Origin of the sequence: Arachidicoccus sp. (assembly GCF_050436765.1) — a bacterium.
GTDB lineage: Bacteria > Bacteroidota > Bacteroidia > Chitinophagales > Chitinophagaceae > Arachidicoccus.
Map to the genome: position 1 here is coordinate 1 of NZ_JBNQGD010000039.1, position 21,637 is coordinate 21,637.

Annotated in this window: 15 protein-coding genes and 1 tRNA gene; 7 read left to right on the plus strand and 9 right to left on the minus strand. The window is 37.7% G+C overall.

Annotated elements, in window-relative coordinates; translation table 11 throughout:
- Both ACQR30_RS01425 and ACQR30_RS01430 read right to left on the minus strand, forming a co-directional pair.
- Nucleotides 1-208 (minus strand): hypothetical protein (locus tag ACQR30_RS01425; RefSeq protein WP_429730222.1); only part of this gene is annotated, 208 nt, incomplete at its 3' end.
- 203 nt (nucleotides 209-411) lie between these two features.
- Complete coding sequence (locus ACQR30_RS01430; protein ID WP_429730224.1) at nucleotides 412-2,577, minus strand: carboxy terminal-processing peptidase; 2,166 nt, start codon at nucleotides 2,575-2,577, stop codon at nucleotides 412-414.
- Nucleotides 2,578-2,809: 232 nt separating this feature from the next.
- On the opposite strand from ACQR30_RS01430, the gene ACQR30_RS01435 reads away from it, so the two are divergent.
- The 6 genes from ACQR30_RS01435 to ACQR30_RS01460 all read left to right on the plus strand — a co-directional run bounded on the left by ACQR30_RS01435 (nucleotide 2,810) and on the right by ACQR30_RS01460 (nucleotide 10,173).
- Nucleotides 2,810-2,883: transfer RNA gene (locus ACQR30_RS01435), tRNA-His, on the plus strand.
- Nucleotides 2,884-2,940: 57 nt separating this feature from the next.
- A complete protein-coding gene (locus tag ACQR30_RS01440; RefSeq protein WP_429730227.1) occupies nucleotides 2,941-3,576 on the plus strand; it encodes a hypothetical protein in 636 nt (211 codons plus the stop codon).
- A 199-nt stretch (nucleotides 3,577-3,775) separates the two neighbouring features.
- A complete protein-coding gene (locus ACQR30_RS01445; RefSeq protein ID WP_429730229.1) occupies nucleotides 3,776-6,376 on the plus strand; it encodes an outer membrane beta-barrel protein in 2,601 nt (866 codons plus the stop codon).
- 128 nt (nucleotides 6,377-6,504) lie between these two features.
- Nucleotides 6,505-7,314 (plus strand): O-methyltransferase, encoded by an 810-nt coding sequence (locus tag ACQR30_RS01450; RefSeq protein WP_429730231.1) that lies wholly within the window; start codon nucleotides 6,505-6,507, stop codon nucleotides 7,312-7,314.
- A gap of 32 nt (nucleotides 7,315-7,346) precedes the next feature.
- The gene (locus tag ACQR30_RS01455) at nucleotides 7,347-9,452 is read left to right on the plus strand and encodes an endonuclease MutS2 (protein ID WP_429730234.1); all 2,106 of its coding nucleotides are present in this window, start codon (nucleotides 7,347-7,349) and stop codon (nucleotides 9,450-9,452) included.
- Nucleotides 9,453-9,639: 187 nt separating this feature from the next.
- Nucleotides 9,640-10,173: a DUF2911 domain-containing protein gene (locus ACQR30_RS01460; RefSeq protein ID WP_429730237.1), complete on the plus strand. Its 534-nt coding sequence runs from the start codon at nucleotides 9,640-9,642 to the stop codon at nucleotides 10,171-10,173.
- 169 nt (nucleotides 10,174-10,342) lie between these two features.
- On the opposite strand, the gene ACQR30_RS01465 is transcribed toward ACQR30_RS01460, so the two are convergent.
- The 7 genes from ACQR30_RS01465 to ACQR30_RS01495 all read right to left on the minus strand — a co-directional run bounded on the left by ACQR30_RS01465 (nucleotide 10,343) and on the right by ACQR30_RS01495 (nucleotide 20,519).
- A complete protein-coding gene (locus ACQR30_RS01465) occupies nucleotides 10,343-10,855 on the minus strand; it encodes a GNAT family N-acetyltransferase (RefSeq protein WP_429730240.1) in 513 nt (170 codons plus the stop codon).
- Between the two features lie 166 nt (nucleotides 10,856-11,021).
- Nucleotides 11,022-12,266, minus strand: coding sequence for a glutamate-5-semialdehyde dehydrogenase (locus ACQR30_RS01470; protein WP_429730243.1), 1,245 nt, complete (start codon nucleotides 12,264-12,266; stop codon nucleotides 11,022-11,024).
- Between the two features lie 40 nt (nucleotides 12,267-12,306).
- A complete protein-coding gene (gene proB, locus ACQR30_RS01475; RefSeq protein WP_429730246.1) occupies nucleotides 12,307-13,341 on the minus strand; it encodes a glutamate 5-kinase in 1,035 nt (344 codons plus the stop codon).
- Nucleotides 13,342-13,454: 113 nt separating this feature from the next.
- Entirely contained in the window at nucleotides 13,455-15,092 is a 1,638-nt protein-coding gene (locus ACQR30_RS01480) for a sodium:solute symporter (protein WP_429730248.1), read from the minus strand.
- Nucleotides 15,093-15,133: 41 nt separating this feature from the next.
- Nucleotides 15,134-17,617, minus strand: a complete 2,484-nt coding sequence (locus ACQR30_RS01485; protein ID WP_429730250.1) for a PIG-L family deacetylase — start codon at nucleotides 17,615-17,617, stop codon at nucleotides 15,134-15,136.
- A gap of 259 nt (nucleotides 17,618-17,876) precedes the next feature.
- Nucleotides 17,877-19,055, minus strand: coding sequence for a DUF1501 domain-containing protein (locus tag ACQR30_RS01490; RefSeq protein WP_429730253.1), 1,179 nt, complete (start codon nucleotides 19,053-19,055; stop codon nucleotides 17,877-17,879).
- A gap of 18 nt (nucleotides 19,056-19,073) precedes the next feature.
- Nucleotides 19,074-20,519, minus strand: a complete 1,446-nt coding sequence (locus ACQR30_RS01495; RefSeq protein ID WP_429730256.1) for a DUF1800 domain-containing protein — start codon at nucleotides 20,517-20,519, stop codon at nucleotides 19,074-19,076.
- A gap of 357 nt (nucleotides 20,520-20,876) precedes the next feature.
- Here ACQR30_RS01495 and ACQR30_RS01500 point away from each other — a divergent pair.
- On the plus strand, nucleotides 20,877-21,637 hold a 761-nt coding region (locus ACQR30_RS01500; protein ID WP_429730258.1), incomplete at its 3' end, for a glycosyltransferase family 117 protein.

The following is a 21,637-nucleotide window of genomic DNA, read 5'->3' on the forward strand; positions in this document are numbered from 1 at the left end:
ATAAATGAGTATTCCATAATGGGAAATGGCCGTGTATAGCTTTATAATTAAAAGCGCCATGGGACATTGCTTGCCAGTGCATGATATCGCCTTGTTGTAATACCTGTCCTGAAAGCGCAGGGCTACAATACACAATAGCAATTATCAAAAATACCGCTATTGCCAAAAGGTGTGGCCATACTTTACTCCACGAAATTTTCTTTAACATCCTCTGTGAATTTTATTGATAGCAAACCTATATGTTAAAAATGAAATTTACAAATAATAGTAGCCACGCCAACAACCTTTTCTGAGCTATGAAACTTTAATTTAAAAAGAGCCCGATGCAATAGCGGGCTCTTTTTCAAAACTACAATTTATTAATCTACTCAATATTTTTGTATCATAGCACATTGCAACCCTTTTTAATTTTTATTTTGCACGAGTAATTTGGGTTCCGCCATTTTCGATCATGTCAGATACAATCTTCGTACTTTCCTCTATATATACATCTTTAGAGACGCTTTTTAGCCAATCTTGGTACCAACCTTGTTTCGTTTTATCCGGGTTTTTATAAAACTTATCATAATCAACCTTTAGTACATTTACCGATAAAGGTGTTTTAAGCGAAGCTCCGCTATCGTCTTTGTTGAACATTTTTTGGATAGAATCTTGGTTAGCCTTGTATTTGACAATGGATAAATCAATAGGCTTATTCTCGTTTTTAGTCATCCAGACATTCGTACGGGCGATCGCACTAAATACAGGATTGGCATTTATTCGTGCGACAGCATCCTTTGTGATCGTTTCTTTGTTATATTTAGGTTGCCAAGGGGTGTATTTTGCCGGAGCTATTTTATCCCAAGGTAAAGCGGAAGGATTATCTTTTTCTCGATTATTAAATGATTCTAATAAATCAGGCATAACGATATCCGATGATACACCTTTCATTTGTGTTGAACCTCCATTAATACGGTAGAATTTTTCTACTGTCAATTTCAATCCGCCATATTCCGGCTCTCCATTTTCATTGGGCTTTCCTAAAGGTAGCTGTGTCTGCACTGTTCCTTTTCCATAAGTGCTGGTACTACCGACAATGATTGCACGGTTATAATCTTGCATCGCCGCGGCAAAAATTTCAGAGGCCGAGGCGCTAAATTCATTTACCATGACTACTAACGGACCGGTATATAAAACGCCTTTGTAGCCACTATCATCGTTATCCATCAATTCTTGTTGCTGATTACTGCGGTTTCTTACCTGGACGGCAGGCCCCGCATTTACGAAGTAACCAATCATTTTATTTACGTCGGAAAGTGAGCCACCTGGATTGAAACGAAGATCTATTATTAACCCATTTATATTTTCCGCTTTTAATTTTTCAAGTTCTTTTGCTACATCTATAGCGCATCGTGCGCCTTTAGGGTCTTGAAAATTTGCATAAAATTCAGGAAGATTTAAATAGCCAATCCTATTATTGCCATCATGAATAATGACGCTTTTAGCGGCTGCCTGATCTAAATTTACTTTCTCTCTTATCATGCTAACATCCTCGATAGAACCGTCCGAGGCCCTTTTTAAGGTCAGTACGACTTTAGAATCTTTAGCGCCTCTAATTAATTTAATTGCATCTTGTATAGCATAGCCGCTTAGGTCTATTTGAGGGGTTTTTCCATTACCTACTTTTAATATGATGTCGCCTGCAGCTATTTTTTTACTTTTCCAGGCTGCGCCACCAACAATTACACTTTCTATTTTTATCTGCCCGTCTTTTTCCTGTAATTGAGCGCCAATACCATAGAAGCTGTTACTCATATCCTCGTTGAAGGCACGTTGTTCAATGGGTGGAAAGTAATCAGAATGCGGATCCATTTCGTGTGTAATGGTATTTACGAACATACTAAACTGATCAGTCGGACTAAAAGTCGTTGCATTAAATTTACTTTCGAAATAGCGATTGTAGTAGGATTCTACGCTTGCCCGGGCGTCTTTTTCTAAGGTAGCATTAGATTTTTTGCTAAGGCTATCACCGGATTTTGCTTTGGCCTTTTGTGCAAGCAAATCATTGTAAGCAACGAGCGTTCTGTATTTCAGTCGTTGTTGCCAAGCAATTGTATCAGCAGTTGCATCAGCAGGATAATCCAGACTGTCACCAACGGGTTGATACATGTCTGATACAGAGAAATTAAAAGGGTGTGATAAGATTTTGGTATAGAGTGGCTTTAGCGTTGCTATTCTTTTTTTGAAAATAGCTACTGCGGCAGGATAAAATCTCATGGGAGTTTCGCCGTGAATTTCATTATCTATTGTATTGCGGTATTGTGAGAGTTCCTGTATGTCTGATTGTAAAAATATATCTTTCTCTCCATCCAATTGTGAAAGAAAGTTGTCAAATATTTTTTGAGAAAAAGCATCATCGATGGGTCGGGGGGAATAATGCTGTTGTTCAATAATATAGCCAATACCTACCAAAAGTTGTTGTTGTTTAGTGAGGGTATCATTATTATTATTACTACTGCCTTTACACGAAGCACTGAGGCAAAAGATGCCACTAATAAGTAACATCGCATATACGGGCAAGGCTTTTTTACTTGTCATATAACTGAATATTTTTTGTACCATTTTGATTTTTGAAAATGAAACGAAGGTAAACATAAAGAATTACAAAATACAAAGACGGGTAAGCGCTTAATATTTTTAACGAGAAATAAAGTTTTGCACTTTATTAATATTTTCGTTTCCCTTATAAAGGAGAGAATAAATTTTGAAAAAATAGATTATTTTTTTTGGATGTGAAATGTTTTAATCTTTATCTTTGCAGCCCTAAATGGAGAGCATAGCTCAGTTGGTTAGAGCATCGGTTTGTGGTACCGAGGGTCGTGGGTTCGAGCCCCATTGTTCTCCCGCAAAGCCTCGTAAGGAATACTTTCGAGGCTTTTTATATTAAATACATTTTCCTTTATGGGCACGCTCAACTTGTTGCAAAACATTTATATCCTTTATTTTATTTTTCCTATTGCATGTGCTTTTGTATGTTGGGTGTTTATCAGTGTACTTGTTTATTGTTTTTTTTCCCCGCAACAGCCCGTAAACTTTGCAGGTTTTAAGTTGCAAGGTTACCTACCGGCGAAGCAAAACCTTATTTTGCAAGCAGTTTTTGAAAAAGCGGAGTTACTAATACTGCAACAAAAAGAGGAGATGAAGCAGCATATAACATCTCAGCAGAGCGTAGAAAAGATAATGCCCGAATTGGAAAAACATATAGATGAGTTTCTAACTGTAAAGTTACCAAAGGATATTCCTATGCTTTCCATGTTTATAGGAGAGAAGACCATTTATCAAATAAAAGAGGTTTTTATGAAAGAATTAAGAGTTTTATTTCCGCATATTCTTTCTACATATCTTGATGAAATGTTAAAAGCTGGGAGTGTTCGAAAAATGCTGACAGATAAGCTGTCTCCGTCATCTGCAAGTGGTGCTATTATTGCGTTCAGGAATAAAAATAATTTTTCAATAATAAGATTAAAACTGTTTGCCTGCATTTTTGGCCTCATTGTAGGCTGTCTCATCTCCTCTGTTATTTTCTTGTTTACCTAAACTTTTATCCAGTTCACCGAATAAGACATTTGATTGGTTAACCTTTCAAATGAATCCTAGTCTAATGCGAGTACCGTTCGTCCCTTCATTGTGGAAATATTAAGTTTTTATACAAGAACTTCGCGACGGAAATTAAGTACAATTGTATTTATTAATCACCCATATCGATCCTTTATTAAGATTCAGATTAAATCATTTTATGAAACCTAAGTTTTTTGTACTCCTTGCAAGTTTAATTTTATCTCTCTCAACGTTCGCACAAAAATCGCCTGATCCTGCATCGCAAATACCCGCAAATCCACAGAAGGAGGGCAGTATTAATGGAATGGTAACAGACGTAAATACAAAACAACCTATAGAAGGTGCTTCTGTTTTTGTTTTTAAGGAAGAAATTGATAGCGCTACCAAGAATGTAAAAGATATGCTTTTGAGTAGTGTTGTATCTAAAAAAAATGGCAATTTTAGTGTGGTAGGCCTGCCATTATCGGCCAAATTGAAGTTGAAAGTAATGGTAGTTGGACACGATGATTTTGTAAAGATATTTACACTTACTCCTTTACAGAAATCATTTGACATCGGAAATGCAGAAATGGTACAAACAGATAGCAAGCTTTCAACAGTTACTGTAAAAACGACCGCTGCACAATATTTTACAATGGGCGTTGACCGTAAAATATTTGATGTCAGCAAAAGCCTGGTGAGCACTGGTCAAACAGCGCAGGAAGTTTTGGCACAAATACCGTCAGTGGATGTAGATGTTGACGGAAATGTAAGTCTTCGGGGAGCCACGCCTCAAATATTTATCGATGGCAAGCCTACCACCTTGACAATCGACCAAATCCCATCAGATATTATTGATAGAGTAGAGTTAATTACTAATCCTTCTGCAAAGTATGATGCATCTGGTGGTGGTGGTGGAATTATCAATATTGTATTGAAGAAAAACAGGAAATCGGGTTATAATGGCGGATTTACAGCTGGGTTAGATACCAGAAATTCTTTAAGGTTGGGCGGTGATTTTAATTTGCGACAAGGTAAGTTTAATGTATTTGCACGTGGTATGTACCATGGTCGTAATAGAAATTCGTCTAATTATTCCGACAGAGATAATTTAAACGATACCTCTATTGTACAAAGAGGTGAATCTAAAAGTACTGGATCATTTACGTTTTTAAATGCCGGTACAGATTTCTTGCTGGATGATAATAATACCTTCACTATTTCAGGGGATTATGTAAAAGGTGTATTTAATCAAAATCAACCGCAAGAAGTAGATTCTTTGGTTAATGGCTTACCTTTTGTTTACAATAATTTGGCTTCTCATTCTAAATTTCAGTTTACTAATTATTCGGAAGAATTAAGTTATAAGCACAATTTCTCTAAAGATGGGAATCATAATATTTCCTTCGATGGTAAATATAGTGATGCAACTACTTCATCTAACTCATATTTAACTACGGGAACTTTCAGTGACCCGGCCTTTATGCATCAAAGAGCACCGAATGTTTTACAAAATACTTTAGGCGATGGGGGCACTAAATATCTCACATTGCAATCCGATTATGTAAATCCAATAACCAAAAATAGTAAAATTGAAGCAGGTGTGAGAGCGGCTATTAGAAACTTTACCACCAACAGCTATCAGTATGTAGATTCTACTGGAACTGCTCAGGATATTAGTGAAATGCATTTGGATACAATTGTTTCAAACCGTTACTCCTATCGTGACGCAGTATACGCCGCTTATGGCATATTCTCGTCTAAAATTGGAGAAGCGCTGTCTTATCAATTGGGTTTACGTGCAGAAAGTTCTAGCTACAACGGGACACAATATAGTATTACCGGCAATCGCGCGACACCATTTAACGTGAAATATCCAATCAGTCTTTTCCCCAGTGCTTTTTTGACCTATAATATTGTGCAAGGACAAGATATTCAACTTAATTATTCAAGAAAAATTAATCGCCCTAATTTCCGTCAACTATTACCTGTTTATGATAGGTCAGATCCTTATAATATTAGTGTTGGTAATCCAAGTTTAAATCCGGAGTTTACTAATATGTTTGAACTTTCTTATGATAACAGCTATAATTCAGGAGGGAATTTTTTGGCTAGTGCTTATTATAGACGTTCGACTAATTTAATCACCTTATATCAATACCTCGACTCTACCATTATTCCTGGTCAAAAAACAGTTATTAATAGTTATGCAAATGCTTCCAGCAGTAGCACTTATGGATTAGAATTAACCAATAAAATAACATTGTTGAAGATTTGGGATTTGATTGCCAATGTGAACATCTTTAATTCCGTTATTAATGCTTCCGGTGGCACACAAAATAAAAGAGTGAGTTGGTTTGGAAAACTGAATAATAATTTCAATTTGCCGGCTAATATCTCTATACAATTATCGGGTGAATACCATGCAAAAACTGTATTGCCTAATAACGATAATAGCCAACATCGTGGTGGTTTTGGCTTTAATGACTTAGGAACGTCTCAAGGTTATATTGCGCCAAATTACCAAGTAGATGCAGCTGTAAAAAAAGATTGGAAATGGAAGGGTGGTAATACACTTTCTCTCACTGCTTCTATTCATGATATATTTGCAACTGATTACCATAAAACATATTCTCAGACACCATTTATGATTCAAAATACGTCTAGATTCAATAGCCCTCGTACGGTAAACCTTACTTTAAGCTATCGCTTCGGACAGATAGATAAATCACTATTTAAACGTAAGGTGCAACCTTCTGGTAGTGATAGTGGAACTGATATGAGTGGTGGTGGAATGTAGACGTAAGACAATAATTTGAAAAGACAAGGTGGACTCGCCTTGTCTTTTTTATGGGTGACGTTTTGATTTGACCTAATTTCTGTAATTGTTGCCTATATTTATTATAAGTTCGGACGTATCTTCGCAGCATGTATTCAAAAATTCAATTAGTAAAAAAATACCTAAGATATTTATTGATTGCTTCCAATGGTAAAGGGCATGGAATGCATTCTCCATTTGTGTTTGAGTTGATCACAAAAATATTAAATGATAAAAGGAAATATCCCTTTTATGACGACATCGAGCAGTTGAGGTGTAGATTAAAACAAGATAATCGTGTATTAGAAATTGAAGATTTTGGCGCCGGCTCAAGAGTTAACCCAACCAACAAACGAAAAGTTTCTGCAATTGCAAAATCTGCCTTGAAGCCTAATAAATATAGTCGTCTTTTGTTTAGAATGGTACAGTTCTATCAGCCAAAATCAGTGCTGGAGCTGGGTACCTGCTTTGGTATTACCACCGCTTACCTGGCGCAAGGGAATAAAGATGCAGAAGTTTTTACGATGGAAGGCGCTAAAGAAATTGCGGAAGTAGCAAAACAGGGTTTTCAGGCATTAGGGATGGAAAATATTGAATTGATTTTAGGTAATATGGATAATACACTGCCCAAAATTATTAGCAAGTTTCAAAATGAGCATAAAACGTTTGATTTTGTTTTTGTAGACGGTAATCATCGCGAAGAGCCCACCCTTAGATATTTTATGCAATTGCTGCCGGTGTTAAACGAGCATTCTATTTTAGTCTTTGACGATATTCATTGGAGCGAAGAGATGAAAGCTGCTTGGCATAAAATAATAGCAAATGAAAAAGTAACTTTAAGTATTGACTTGTTTTTTGTTGGATTGGTATTTTTTAGAAATGAAAATAAAGTAAAGCAACATTTCTCGATACGTTTTTAAAAAGAATAAAAAGAGATTGATAGAATTTAGATATGAAGATATACCCCAGCAATGCGGCAGAACAGTTAGAATTTGATAAGGTGAAAGTCTTGGTGGCAGCTTATTGCAGGACGGAGTATGCCAAGGAAAAGGCGTTGAATCTGCGTATTCATACGCTAAAAGATTATATTGAAACGGAACTAAAACAGACACACGAGTTTAAATTATTAAGCGAACAATCGCTTCATTTTCCCAATGAGGTGGTACTGAATATTGCTAAAGATTTGAAATTATTAGCCATACCTGGAAGTACGTTGGTAGGAGAGCAGTGGTTGCTGATTCGTCGTTTGGCAATTGTTGCTGAAAATATTTTTCGCTGGTTCGATAAAGAAAGGCGAATAGCCTTTCCGGCATTGGAAAAAATAATTGAAAATATTTATTACGAAAAATCTATCCTTCAATTAATTGACGAGATTGTTGATGAGAATGGGAACGTTAAAGACAATGCTTCCAGTGCCTTGCAGAAAATTAGAAATGAACTAGCTAAAAAAAGGAACGAACTAAGGCGCATGTTTGAAAAAGCTGTGGCGAGACTAAGTAAGTCCGGCTATACCGCGGATATTAGCGAAAGTTTTAGCAATGGTCGTCGTGTTGTTGCTGTATTTTCGGAATACAAAAGACAAGTGAAAGGTATTTTGCATGGCGAGAGCGATAGCCGGAGAACGACTTTTATCGAGCCAGAGGAAACTATTGAATTGAATAACGATATATATGCTTTAGAGAACGATGAGCGAAAAGAAGTCCTGCGAGTATTACGCGAACTTACGACCAGGCTCTCTGTTTATGCGCCTTTACTGCAAACCTACTATACTGTTTCAGGGCAGTTTGATTTTATTGCCGCCAAGGCGAGGCTGGCCATTGATATGCATGCACATTATCCCAATGTGATTGATAAGGCTGTGATGAACTTACAAGATGCTTATCATCCTTTATTATTTTTATATAATAAAAAAAACAACAAGCCTACTATTCCCGTTACTATAAATTTTGACGAGAATAATCGTATCCTAATTATTAGCGGACCGAATGCAGGCGGAAAAACGGTGTCCATGAAAACAATTGGTCTAAATCAAATGATGATGCAGAGCGGATTGTTGGTGCCCGTACACCCACATTCAGAGATGGGTATTTTTAAACAGCTCTTCATCCACCTGGGGGATACGCAAAGTATTGAATTTGAATTGAGTACTTATTCTTCGCATTTACTACACATGAAATATTTTATTGAAAACGCGAATGGTAAAACTTTATTTTTTATCGATGAATTAGGTGGCGGTTCTGACCCCAATCTCGGGGGCGCTTTTGCTGAAGTTATTTTGGAAGAGTTGGCACGCAAACATTCGGTAGGTATTGTGACCACCCATTATCTTAATTTAAAGGTGATGGCCAACCGGACCAAAGGTATTTTTAATGGGGCGATGGCCTTTGACGAAAAGCGCTTACAGCCAATGTATCAGTTGGTGGTTGGAAAGCCGGGAAGTTCTTATACATTCTCTATTGCAGAACGAATAGGGTTACCCAAAAATCTAATCGATCGCGCAAGGGGATTAGTGGAAGATGATCATTTCCGGTTGGATAAATTATTAAATAATACTGAGCAGGGGTTGCAAAAGTTGGAAAAAGAAAAACGTGAACTGCATAAATTGTTGCGTGATAATGAAAAGTTGAAAAAGGAAATGGAACAGGTGTTGAACAAAGAAAAACATCGGCAACAAATAGAACTGCTGCAACAACAGAATAAAATTTCGGAGGATAGAATTAATTATTTGAAAGAAACGGAACGTAAATTGCGCCAGATGGTTTTGGAATGGCGCAAAGCCGATAACAAAGAAGAGGTCGTAAAGCAAATCAATAGTATTCTTTTCCCGAAAAATGAAAAAGTTGTAGCCGGTAAAATGGCTAAGAAAATACAATCGAAATATCTGGAATTAAATGAACACGTGAGTGTCGGTGCAAAAGTGAAACTTAAAAAAAATCATCAGGTCGGGAACGTATTGGAACTACGTGGGAAGCGCGCCATTGTGCAAATTGGCGTTTTGCCTATGAACGTTGATATTGCTGATCTGGTCGTGATTAAAGAGAAAATCATAGAAAGTTAAACTGACGAATTGGCTGTAACTGCGGGAATTGAGATGAAAATGATGTAAGAATCAATTTTTCCATTTCATTTCTTGTGGTTGGTTTAAGACGAAAATGTTAATTTTTGGCCCCAAAAATTAATTCGAAATTTTAATGGACCTGTTTAAGTATTTAAGTACATTTGGTGTCCACTAAAAATTCATTTATATGAAAAAATTATTTTCAATTTTTTTTATTGCAATAGCCGTAATGTTGAGTCTTCAGGTAAATGCTCAGGCAAAAAAAGAAGATAAAAGCAAAAGACCTAGCCCACCTGCCTTGGTAACCCAAACCATTAAAAGTGGTGCTACCATTTCTATCGATTATAGTCAGCCGGCTGTAAAAGGAAGAACCATTGGGAAAGACCTAGAACCCTTAGACGGTAAAGTATGGCGTACCGGTGCCAATGAAGCAACTGTATTTACCACCGATAAGGATGTTACTATTGATGGTCATTCTTTACCTGCTGGAAAATATGGCCTTTTTACCTTGTTTGAAGGGGAAAATGTTTCTATAATTTTTAATAAAACCTGGAAGCAGTGGGGCGCCTTTAAATACGATGCAACTCAGGACCAGCTACGTGTAAAAACGACTGAAAAAATGAACCCAACTTCAACTGAAAGGATGACTTTTACTATTGGTCACAATGGATTAGTCACTTTGCTTTGGGGAAAGAGAAAGGTAACGTTTATGGTCAAATAGCTTGTTGGTACAGACTGTCCAATTTACTACGGCCTTGGGACAATGTTTTAAGTTAAGTTTGGAATATTTGTTATACCAAATTTACTTGATCTATTGTTTTAAGGCCGTTTTATGTATTTGTAATATATCTTGTTTCGCACGGAAGAGATGAGCTTCTAAGTGTTCTGCATTATCCTAATACTATCTCAAAAAAGCAAACATCTGCATGGTGATAATGTGCGGGTAATTCAGAAGTGTTGCTCAATTTTTTGATTCCCAAATAATTAAATCCACAATTTTTGTAATGATTGATTAGCCGCTCATTTTTTCCGCAGGTATCCATTCTAATAAACTGTTTATTCTGTTTTCGGGCGTAATTTTGGGACCAGTCAACAATGGTCTGTACAAAGTTATTCCCTCTAAACTCTGGATTGGTAGCTATGCGATGAATGTAGAGAGAAGCATCATTTTCACTATGCTCCCAAATCTGGGTATCACTAAACGTTATCGCCCAAATGCAGGCCATCTTACCATCAATTAATAATTTAAATTGCCGGTTCTCAACGATTTCGGCAGTTATTAACGCTGAATCAAATTCAGGCCATTGGTTTTCTGGAAATTTTATTTTTTGGAAATCGGTAGCTAATCTATATAGCCTAAATATTTCCGGAATGTCCTCTAAATTGCTGTTGGTTATTCTCATAGATAGCTAATTTGCGTAAATGCTAATTCCCGGTTTTTTAGATATTATTATGCCTGAATTTGTTGCTTTTGCTGTTTGACTTGTCGGTAATTTGATCGATAGACGGAAGCCGCATCCGTCATTGACACGCTAATTTTTTTATTTTCCAGCATTCTACGGCTATATATTACTCCCTTATTTGTCCATTACCTTTTATTATCCACTTTTCTGTAACCAATTTCTCCAGAGCAAATGGCCCGCGTGCATGGAGCTTTTGAGTTGAAATGCCGATTTCGGCGCCAAGGCCAAATTCTTCACCATCCGTAAAACGGGTAGATGCATTGGAATAAACGGCAGCTGCGTCTACTTCTTTCAAAAACCGTGCGCATTGTTTTTTATTTTCGGAGACAATCGCTTCGGAATGTTTGGTGGAATATTTTTGAATATGCTGCAAGGCCCCATCTATATCTTTCACAATTTTAATGGCGCATTTAAGGCTTAAAAATTCACGGCCAAAATCTTCAGCAGTTGCTGTTACCAGATTTGGATACCCTTTTAATAATTGGTGAGCTTTTTTGTCTGCAAATATTTCCACATGATATTTATCCATTCGGGGTTTTAATTTTTCTATGAATGAACTAGCGATCTTTTCATCTACCAAAATAGTATCCATAGCATTGCAAACTGACGGACGAGAAACTTTTGCGTTAACAACGATCTCAACCGCTTTTTTAATGTCAGCTTCACTTTCCACATAAATATGACAGACTCCTGCGCCCGTTTCTATTACAGGTACCTGGCTATTTTCGCGAACGTATTTAATAAGACCGTCTGAGCCACGTGGAATGATCACGTCGACGTAAGAGGTAGCTTTAAATAGTTCTTTTACTGCCTCTCTTTCTGAAGGTAAAAGGGTTACACAATTTGGATTGATATCGTTTTGGCGAAGAGCATTTTTGATAATCTTTATCGAAGCCTTATTCGTTTCGTCCGCATCACTACTGCCTTTAAGCAGGCAACCATTTTGGCTGCGGAGGCATAAGGCGGCGATGTCAAACGTTACGTTTGGCCTTGATTCATATACAGCACCCACGACACCCATTGGAACGGAAATCTTTTGTAATTGAAGTCCATTGGGCAAAGTTCTTTCCTGCAGCTTTATGCCTGCCGGATTGGGTAGTTTGCTGATATTACGGATACTTTTCGCGATGTTGTTTATTCGTTGTTCATTTAACATTAATCGATCGTTACGTGGATTATCCGGATCTTGTTTCGCCAGGTCTTTGGTGTTTGCATCCAATATGATTGCGGCATTTTCCAAAAGACCGTCTGCTATTGAGCGTAATGCTCCTTTTATCTGCATATTGGTGCAGTTGCGTAAATCAATGGCGGCTTTGTATGTTTTTATAATAAGTGGTTCAACGGGTAGCATGTTTTGTTTTTTTGATTCGAATATTTAGTTTCATTCATTATTAAAAAAGCACAATATCGTCTGCATGGGCTGCCATCACGTGTTTTATATGCAGGTTTTCACTCAGTGGTCCTGCGGCTATCTTTACCTTCGCAACTCCGATAATTTTTCCTTCGTCATTCATAATCTGCACCACTTCGCCTGCGGCAAATTTACCTTGAATAGTCATAACTCCAACCGTTAATAGACTGCGGCGTTGTTCCAATGCCTTCACTGCTCCTTTGTCTACTGTAATGCTCCCAATAGTGATGCTGCCACTTGCCAACCATTTTTGCCTTGCTTTTAAATTGCTTTGATGTGCTGTAAATACGCTTCCATTTTTTCCCGCGAGCGCATCAGCAAAAGGGTTGATACCCGACAGCCCGCAAATAATTACCTGGATGCCCAATGATACCGCTAATCTGGCAAAGGTGAGTTTGGAAACCATCCCGCCAAGTCCAACTGTGCTTTTGTCTTTTTTTACGAAGGCCATTATCGTGTTATCAATTTTTCCGATAACAGAGATGATTTCTTTTTTATCGTTTAAAAAGCCACCTACTGAAGTACAAATAATAAGGTTTTGTGCATTGAAGCCAATTGCTATCAAAGTGGCCAGTTCATCATTGTCTGAAAATTTTAGTTCAACATTGCTTACTAAGTCGTTTTCGTTGACAACCGGTACTATCCCATTGGCCCAAAAAGCTTCAAAGGTTTCTTTTAGTTGAAGAAACTGCGAACGATTACTGAAATGATGCCGTTCACAAAGGGCCTGTGCCACCGGTATTTTATATTCAGCAAAAAACTTTTGATACAATTGTATAAGAATGGGATTGCCTATAGCCGCAGCTGCTTTTCTTTCACTTAAAGTTCCTTTATAATGTTGGATAAATGCTTTGCCACTGCCCACGGCACCGCTGCTCACCAGTACGACGTTATATGTTTTTGAAAGATCGGCAATAGAAGCCGCCACTTTTTTAATAACCGATTTGCTGATAACTCCATTTTCATCTGTTATGGAAGCAGTACCTAATTTAATGACAATTACCTGTTTTTGCATTCTGCAAAAGTATTAATTACTGGATAATTAAAAAATCGATTGGCATAATATTAATTTTATCGGATAGCTTTGATTCACTTCCTGCATTCGCCAGCGAGCTATTTGCTCATCACTTATTGCAGCAGGCTTATTACTTTTTTATTTATCAGAAACTGAAAAATTACTCCGGTGAAAATTACCAATAACACCCCAATAACATTTAACCATAAAAATGAAATGATATTAGCCCGGTAAATAAAAATTACCGCGATCTCAGAGATGATAGCGGAATAAAAAACCGCATTACCTTTTATCCATTTTATCCAGAAGGCTATTAGAAAAACCCCCAAGATCACCCCATAAAAAATCGAACCAAGAATATTGACTGCTTCTATAAGACTATTGCCAATATTGTGCGCAAACATGGCGATGATAATACAAAATATACCCCAGCCAAAAGTGTACCATTGTGATACCTTATAATCGTCTAAAGAAGACTCATTTTTTACAAAAAATTGTTTGTGAAAATCGACGACACTGCAAGCTGCAAGCGAATTTAATGCAGCAGCGATGCTCCCCCACGCCGATAAAAAAATAACCGCAAACAACAACCCGATCAGGCCAATAGGGAGGTTATCTTTTACAAATCGTAAAAAAATGAAATTGGCATCATTCGTATCATCATGAGGAAAGGCCTTTTGCAGTTCCTCTTTATATTGTTGTCTATAAAGATCGGAAGCAGCTTTATCGTTATCTTTAAAGGCGGCATTGTATTTACTTTCGATATTATTTAAATTGGCTGCATACGGCGTGTGTTGTGCCTCCAACATCTTTGTATTGTCGAAATAAACGGGTGCTTTGTGGTACAAATAGAATGTAAAAATAAGTGCACCAATCAATAGAATAAAAAATTGCATTGGCACTTTTACCAGGCCATTCATCAGCAATCCTTTTCTGCTTTCACTTAAATTTTTTGCTGTTAAGTACCTTCCCACCTGGCTGTGGTCCGTTCCAAAATAACTTAATGCTAAAAAAAAACCGCCAATAATGCCACTCCACAAATTATATTTATCCTTCCAATCGAACCCGTTTTTAGTAAATCCGGTTGTAATAACATTCATTTTGCCATAGCTTCCTGCTTCTTTAATCGCTTCTTTGAAGCCAATACCAGCAGGTAAGAGGCTCACAGCTATATACCCGATTAAAAAAAGAGAAATGAAGACAATAATCATTTGTAATTTCTGCGTATAAGCTACTGCCTTGGCACCCCCACTCATAGTGTAGATAATTAATAAGCCCCCCATGACAATATTGGTATAATAAATATTCCAACCCATGAGTGAACTCAAAATTATAGAGGGCGCAAATATGCTTACACCCGTACTAAGACCACGAGATAACAAAAAAAGGAACGCCGTAAATGTTCTAGTTTTTATATCAAATCGATTTTCTAAAAATTCATAAGCAGTATACACTTTTAATTTGCTGTAAACCGGTACAAAAAAAATACTGATGACAATCATCGCTAATGGAAGCCCAAAATAATACTGGACAAAACGCATTCCGTCTGTATATGCCTGACCAGGACCGGTAAGATAGGTGATGGCGCTGGCTTGTGTGCCCATAATACTCAACAATACCAGATACCAAGGCATGCTTCGGTTACTTAGGAAATAGCCGTCCAGGTTTTTGCTTGTGCGACTTTTGTAAATTCCATACACAATGATGCCCAGTAAAACGATTATCAATATCAGCCAATCAATTAAACTCATTAAGCGAATGTTGATTAATGAAAAGTAGATTATAAAACGCCTTATTCGTTCTTTGGCAAGGCGATCAAATTAGCCATCAGTCTGTACGCCCCCGGAACGCCTGCCGGTAACTGCCTGAAAAATGCTAAACTGGCATAGACAAAATTTCCTTTGCCGTATTTTGCAATAGCCAAACTGCCATTGCTTTGTGGCTCGCCACTATCGTGCATGCCGAGTGGCATTTCAAAATGGGGATCTAATCTAATTGCCTGGTAGGTACTTCTTTCCTGCACCCATCCATCAAAATCGCTTGGTACGATTTTATTCGGATAGTTTAATGCCGGGTTATTGGGCAAAAGGAAATTTACTTTTGCATCTTCTTCAGTAACCCTTGATCCGGAATTTATAAAAAATGGATAAGGTCCTACGACGATATTTTTCTGTCCTACTTGATTGCTTTTTAAATATTGCACAATCAGGTTACCTCCATTTTTTACATAACGCATTAGGACATCATTTTTATCGCTCAGATATTCGTGTAAATTATAGGCCCGGATTCCCGTAATGATGGCGTCGAAGCCGGCCAGTTTAGCGTCCGTCAAATCGGCCTCAGATAAGGTTTCCACGTTATATCCCATCGCGATCAACGACGCTGCCACTTTATCATCGGCGCCCTCGATGTAACCAATTTTTTTACCGACGATCTTAATATCAAGTTTTACTAGGTTTGCTTTTGCATTGGGAAAATAATCTAGCGTGGGGATGTGGTTGTAAGCTATTGTTTTAGAATATCCATTATATTTTCCGTCCGCAGTTTTTAAAGTAATTTGTTCTGTCGTGTTCGTTTTAGTCGAAACAGGTTTGAACTCCTCCACTACTTCATAGTCTCCATTTTTATTTTGAAAAGACTGATTCACTTTTTTGTCGATTTTTTCCCAGCCATTGGAGATGCCCAATATTACAGGTTCATCTGTATTCCCATTTTTTTCATTTGATTTTACATGGTATTCAATCTGAACCGGCTGGTCATTGATAGAAATAAAATTATCTTTTACAAAGTTGAGTTCCACCTTTGGCAACACGACAATGGGTTCATATAAATCGCCTCTCACCGGATCTGTTACCCGGTATTGAACCGCTCGTTTTATAATAAAATTCTGGCCATCAATTTTAATTAAAAAATTGACCTGAAACGGAGGATCATTTTCTGCTTTGCCAATCAACAATTGATTCCGTACATCGAAGATACCGCCTGCCAATGGGTACTTAAGCCAGTAAGGTTGAGATATTTCTTTGTCATTTGCTATAGGTAGATCCTTTGTCAGATAATAATTTTGATTAGTCGCTAAGTTGATATTGCAGGTCGTATCAAATGGGTTGATGTGGATACCTATCAGTTTTGCATCTACATCTGCTCTTTTAATGCAAGTGAAATTGATATTAAGTTCTCCACCCTGAACTACTTTTTGCTGATTGGAGGTGGCATCTATGAATAAGGCACTGCACTCTTCAATTAGGCGCTGTGTGTCGGCTAATTTTTTTTCTTTCCAGACGCCTTCGGGCAGTAGTTTTATGGCCCTATATATTTTTATTAAGGCAGGTACCGATGCTTCAGGCCGTTGCGAGTTGAAATTATTTATTACGTCGTTGATCATAGAAGATATTGCGGCACCACTCTGAAGTCTTTGCCAGCTAGTATTAACGCCGTCCATTAAAGATTCTTTGGCGGGTGAACCGGCTGTAGTTGTGAAATATTCATAGGATTCACCTCTTCTTCCTGGCCTACCTTCGCCCTGGCTTTTGTGCATGGTACGGGCCTCTGCGCCCAATTCGCCATAACTTTTTCCTATTAGTGGATTATAACCACCGATATCTATTTTCAACTGGTCTTTGCTAGTGGTATTATTGCCACCAAAATTATAAGTGTTCCATAAAATTCTTTGTGCTTGCCAAGGTTTTACGCCATATTTAAATTGTTCGGGAAAACGTTTGGGATCGGCAGCAGCTGCAAAAGCTTCATCGGCTAAAATGGACGAAGCCGCATGATGCCCATGGCCTGCTCTTTTATCCGGTGGAAATCGTTTAATAATTATATCGGGTTGAAATTTTCTAATTACCCATACCACATCACTTAATATTTTTTCTTTGCCCCAAATCCGAAGGGACTCTGCGGCACTTTTACTAAAACCAAAGTCGTAAGCTCTGCTAAAATATTGTTCTGCGCCATCTACTTTTCTCGCTGCTAGCAATTCCTGGGTTCTTATGAGCCCTAGCTCTACACCTTGCTCATCACCCAAAAGATTTTGTCCGCCATCGCCTCTTGTCAGGCTTAGATAGGCAGTACGGTATAGCTTTCCCTTAGCCAGATAGGGTAGTAATGCATTGTTCTCATCATCTGGGTGCGCTCCAATATATAGTACAGACCCCAACACATTTAATTTTTTCAGTTGTAATAAAATATCCGAAGCATCTGCTGTGCTAGGGTTCTGAGCAAAACATGGTAACATTGGAAATACAGCCAACATTACTAAAAATAATTTTTTCATGTATTAAATTTGACCTTACGAATGTACATCAATGTGATGAACTGCCACCCAAACAATGCGATAAGTAGGCTTCCAGATTAATATTCAAAATTATGTTGGTGTGGGTGCTGCCTAGGTTGCGGTTTCTTGCAAAACCTTCAAGCCGGAACAGGAAACAGATTTTCAAGATTACGGTTATAAGATTTTTGGTAAAAAGGCTGAGCTTATACTAAAATTTATTTAGATGCAAGTTTTAGTAACAATCTAGTTATGTACATATTCAGTTCTGCCGGTTGAGGATATGGGTATCATCGGTTTTTAACCAATTGTGCAGCATGGTGGCATACACATCTTTGAAATCTATTTGATATTTCAAGTCGCCTTGGTCTAAATCTGCGAGGTTAGGAGCAGTGTTTAAAATACCTTGTTTCTTTAACCCCCCGGAAACTAAGAACATACAATTGGCCGTGCCGTGGTCTGTGCCGCCACTGGCGTTTTTGCTGACGCGACGGCCAAATTCCGAGAAGGTCATTAGCATTACATCCTTGAATCTGTTGCCGCTTTTTAAATCTTTTACAAAGGCGTCAACGGCGCCGCTTAGTTCGGTAAACAGTTTCTGTTGTTGTGGGTGCTGATTTACGTGTGTATCGAAGCCGCTGAGTGAGACATAATAGATTTTGGTATCTATATGGGAATTAATCAATTCGGCAATTGTCTTTAAATCCTTGCCAATATTGGTGTTGGGATAAGTCGTATTAGATTTATAAATTTTGGATTGCTGATAAATATAATCTGCTGAAGACATAGACTCGGCCAGGGTTTTATAGAGGTAATCGACATTCAGGTGTTCGTCATTGACCGGGTGTTTCTGTAAAATAGCTTTGAAAAAACTATCGTGACTATCCCCGTAAAATTGTGTTGGATTGTTTACTGCGAGGCCGGTATTATTTTTTCCTTTAAGTGCCAAGCTAAGTGTATCGTCAATTTCTAAAGTTAAAGTAGGTTTGTCTGATATCTTACATTGTGCATCTAAGTATCGGCCGATCCAGCCTGTATTGATAACAGTTTCACTGTCGCTAGCTGTTTGCCAAATATCCATTGAACGAAAATGTGAGCGATTGGGATTAGGATAACCTACGCCGTTTAATAAAGCCATTTCTCCATTGTCGTACAAAGTCTTTAATCCTGTGAGACACGGGTGTAACCCTTGTTCGGCGTCCATTTTTAAAACATCGTTCTTTTTGATTCCGAGCACCGGACGAGATGCATAATAAATATCGTTGTTGTAAGGGATTACGGTGTTCAACCCATCATTGCCGCCCGAGAGTTGCAGCACGACCAAAATCTTGTTTTCTGCAATCGCTTTTCGTTCAAAAGCTTTCAGGAATTTAGGTACAAAGAAAGATGCTGACGCTAAAGAACCCATTTGCACGAAGCGGCGACGACTATATGTAGACATAGTACAATTTTTTGACGATTAACAAAGTTGATATTCGGGAGTACACATTAAATTAACGGCCATTTTCTTAATTTCTGTAGGATGGTTATAGGCAACTGCATATTTTTCCAACAAACTATTATTGACGGTTTGTGGTAGATTTACCAGTAAAGTATCTGCCACAACTTTAGGCAATTGATCGACTGATTCATTGGCGAACCTCTTCAAAAAGGGATCCCAATCAGGGGTGGAGCGTACTTTATTTTTATAGTTGCGCACCATATAAGTTTTTTGTAAATCGTCGTGTATGTTGCCTGAAGTGTAACTGTTGTCCATTTCTTCCGGCATTGCTTTAGGGCGAATATTAAATTCTTCTGAAGCATACATTATTTGTGGTAAACGCATCCTAAAAAGTAAGGTGGAACTGTCAATCCAATCTTTACCACCCGGCCAACCTGCCACATTAGGTGGATAAAATAGTACCTGTCCTAAGGTTCTTTGGAATAAAAGCAAAGCATTGTCATTGGCAAAAGTTGCAGGTATGGTGCGTTCCATTCCGACAATTAACTCGATAGGAGATTTAATACGTGCACCAATATTTTTTTTATCATAAAACCAGTCGGAGCAGAAGATGTTTTCCAATAAATTGCCAATATGATAATTAGATTGATAAAATTTTTCCGCTAGTGGTGCAATAATATTTTCGTCTGGTGTATCGTTTACAACAAATTTGTAAATCTTTTCGGTAATGTGATGGGCGGTGGCTTTATGTTCTAATAGCATTTTTAAGATATCATCGCCATCGAAATTTCCGGTTTTTCCTAAGAATGTTTTTTTGCCGTCGTCGTGTACTTTTTGCCGAAAAATAAAGTCGCCATTCTTATCAAAGGCCCATCCGGTAAAAGCACGCGAACCCTCCTTTACATCTTTCTCTGTATAATTTCCTCGCCCCATGGTAAAAAGCTCCATGACTTCCCTGCCAAAATTTTCGTTGGCGTGCTGTTTTTTGTTTTGCTGATTATTCAGAAATTGCAGCATAGAAGCGCTTTTTGAAACGGCAGAAAGCAGGTCTCCAAAATTGCCCAAAGCATTTTCCCTGATTATTTGTAAGAGTTTTTCCTGATGCGATATGTTTTGTACACGACAAGCAAAATGTCCATGCCAGAACAACGACATTTTTTCGCGCAAAGGTTTATCCGTTTTAAACATTTCCTGCAACCAAAGAATGTTGAGGTTTTTAATGCCTTCTCTATTTGTTTTTGCTATGTCCTTCTTTAAAGCAGCATCTGCTTTAATTTGACGATAAGTGTAATCGTTTTGAAGTATTTCTCTGGATTGAGCCGTGACAATGGTGTCAATTTTGGAGCAGTTTTGGTGAATTAGACTGCGTATAAGCTTTCGCAAATTAGGTTCTTCTGAACTTTCTATTTGGCCAAAACCCGCACGCCAACTTAGGTGCTGCAACCTTTCTTTTGAGATACCCATCTTTCTATTTTTTACGATTCTATGAATTATGCACACAAAATTCAAATAATACCAGAGCAGGGTCGACTGCAAAAAAGAACTGTGGTGTTCGACTGGTAAATTTGAAAAGAGTTTAATAAGTAAGATGGATTTGTTTCCCGAATTCCATGAATTATAAAAATAAATCGCTAAAAATGGGTTGAAATTTGAATTATTGCTCTTGGTAAGCGGGTTATTTAGGGAAAAAGATTAGAAATTTTTTATAAAAAATATTTATTTTGTGCTGTTGCAATATCAATAGATTAACTTAGGTTTGCCTTCAATCAAAGACCAGGTTGAATTTAATAGAAATTTTTCTATAGCAAAACTTATTTCCAAATGAATTTTAAAAAAGCGAATAACATTGTTGGGTGGGTGGTATGCCTTATTGCGTGTACTACTTATATTTTGACTGCCGAATTGAGTGGTAGTTTTTGGGATTGTGGGGAGTTTGTAAGTAGCTGTTTTAAGTTGCAGGTACCGCATCCGCCAGGAGCGCCGCTATTTGTTTTAGTAGGTAGATTCTTTATTATCCTGTTTGGGGATAATCCTTTGGATGCAGCCAAGGCGGTAAACGTGATGAGCGCCTTAGCTAGTGGTTTTGCTATTCTGTTTTTGTTTTGGACGATTACACATTTTGCTCGTAGGATTGTTCAGGCCTCACGTGCAACTATAGATTTAACTAAGAATGAAATCTTCATGATAATGCTTGCCGGTACCGTAGGCGCATTAGCTTTTGCCTTTTCTGATTCGTTTTGGTATAGCGCTGTCGAAGGTGAGGTATATGCACTCTCGGCTTTCTTTACAGCTTTAATATTCTGGGCTATGCTTAAATGGGAGCATAAAGCTGATGAACCTGGTTCGGATAAATGGATTGTTTTTATCTGTTTTATGATGGGATTGGCTGTGGGCGTCCATCTTTTGAACTTATTGACCATACCAGCAATGGTAATGATTTTCTATTTCAGAAAAAGAAATACATTCAATTATAAATTGATTAAAAAGTATTTTGTACGCTTAATCCTGATTGCCGGTGTTTTAGGATTTATTGTTTCACTTATACAAGCTAATAGTATTGCTTCCCAGGCGGGTATTTCTAT

Excerpts from the sequence above, each read along its gene's own strand:
- ACQR30_RS01490 (WP_429730253.1), bottom strand. The coding sequence starts at position 19,055 with ATGTCTACATATAGTCGTCGCCGCTTCGTGCAAATGGGTTCTTTAGCG.
- ACQR30_RS01455 (WP_429730234.1), top strand. The coding sequence starts at position 7,347 with ATGAAGATATACCCCAGCAATGCGGCAGAACAGTTAGAATTTGATAAG.
- ACQR30_RS01430 (WP_429730224.1), bottom strand. The coding sequence starts at position 2,577 with ATGACAAGTAAAAAAGCCTTGCCCGTATATGCGATGTTACTTATTAGT.
- ACQR30_RS01450 (WP_429730231.1), top strand. The coding sequence starts at position 6,505 with ATGTATTCAAAAATTCAATTAGTAAAAAAATACCTAAGATATTTATTG.
- ACQR30_RS01465 (WP_429730240.1), bottom strand. The coding sequence starts at position 10,855 with ATGAGAATAACCAACAGCAATTTAGAGGACATTCCGGAAATATTTAGG.
- proB (WP_429730246.1), bottom strand. The coding sequence starts at position 13,341 with ATGCAAAAACAGGTAATTGTCATTAAATTAGGTACTGCTTCCATAACA.
- ACQR30_RS01470 (WP_429730243.1), bottom strand. The coding sequence starts at position 12,266 with ATGCTACCCGTTGAACCACTTATTATAAAAACATACAAAGCCGCCATT.
- ACQR30_RS01440 (WP_429730227.1), top strand. The coding sequence starts at position 2,941 with ATGGGCACGCTCAACTTGTTGCAAAACATTTATATCCTTTATTTTATT.
- ACQR30_RS01445 (WP_429730229.1), top strand. The coding sequence starts at position 3,776 with ATGAAACCTAAGTTTTTTGTACTCCTTGCAAGTTTAATTTTATCTCTC.
- ACQR30_RS01460 (WP_429730237.1), top strand. The coding sequence starts at position 9,640 with ATGAAAAAATTATTTTCAATTTTTTTTATTGCAATAGCCGTAATGTTG.
- ACQR30_RS01495 (WP_429730256.1), bottom strand. The coding sequence starts at position 20,519 with ATGGGTATCTCAAAAGAAAGGTTGCAGCACCTAAGTTGGCGTGCGGGT.
- ACQR30_RS01480 (WP_429730248.1), bottom strand. The coding sequence starts at position 15,092 with ATGAGTTTAATTGATTGGCTGATATTGATAATCGTTTTACTGGGCATC.
- ACQR30_RS01485 (WP_429730250.1), bottom strand. The coding sequence starts at position 17,617 with ATGAAAAAATTATTTTTAGTAATGTTGGCTGTATTTCCAATGTTACCA.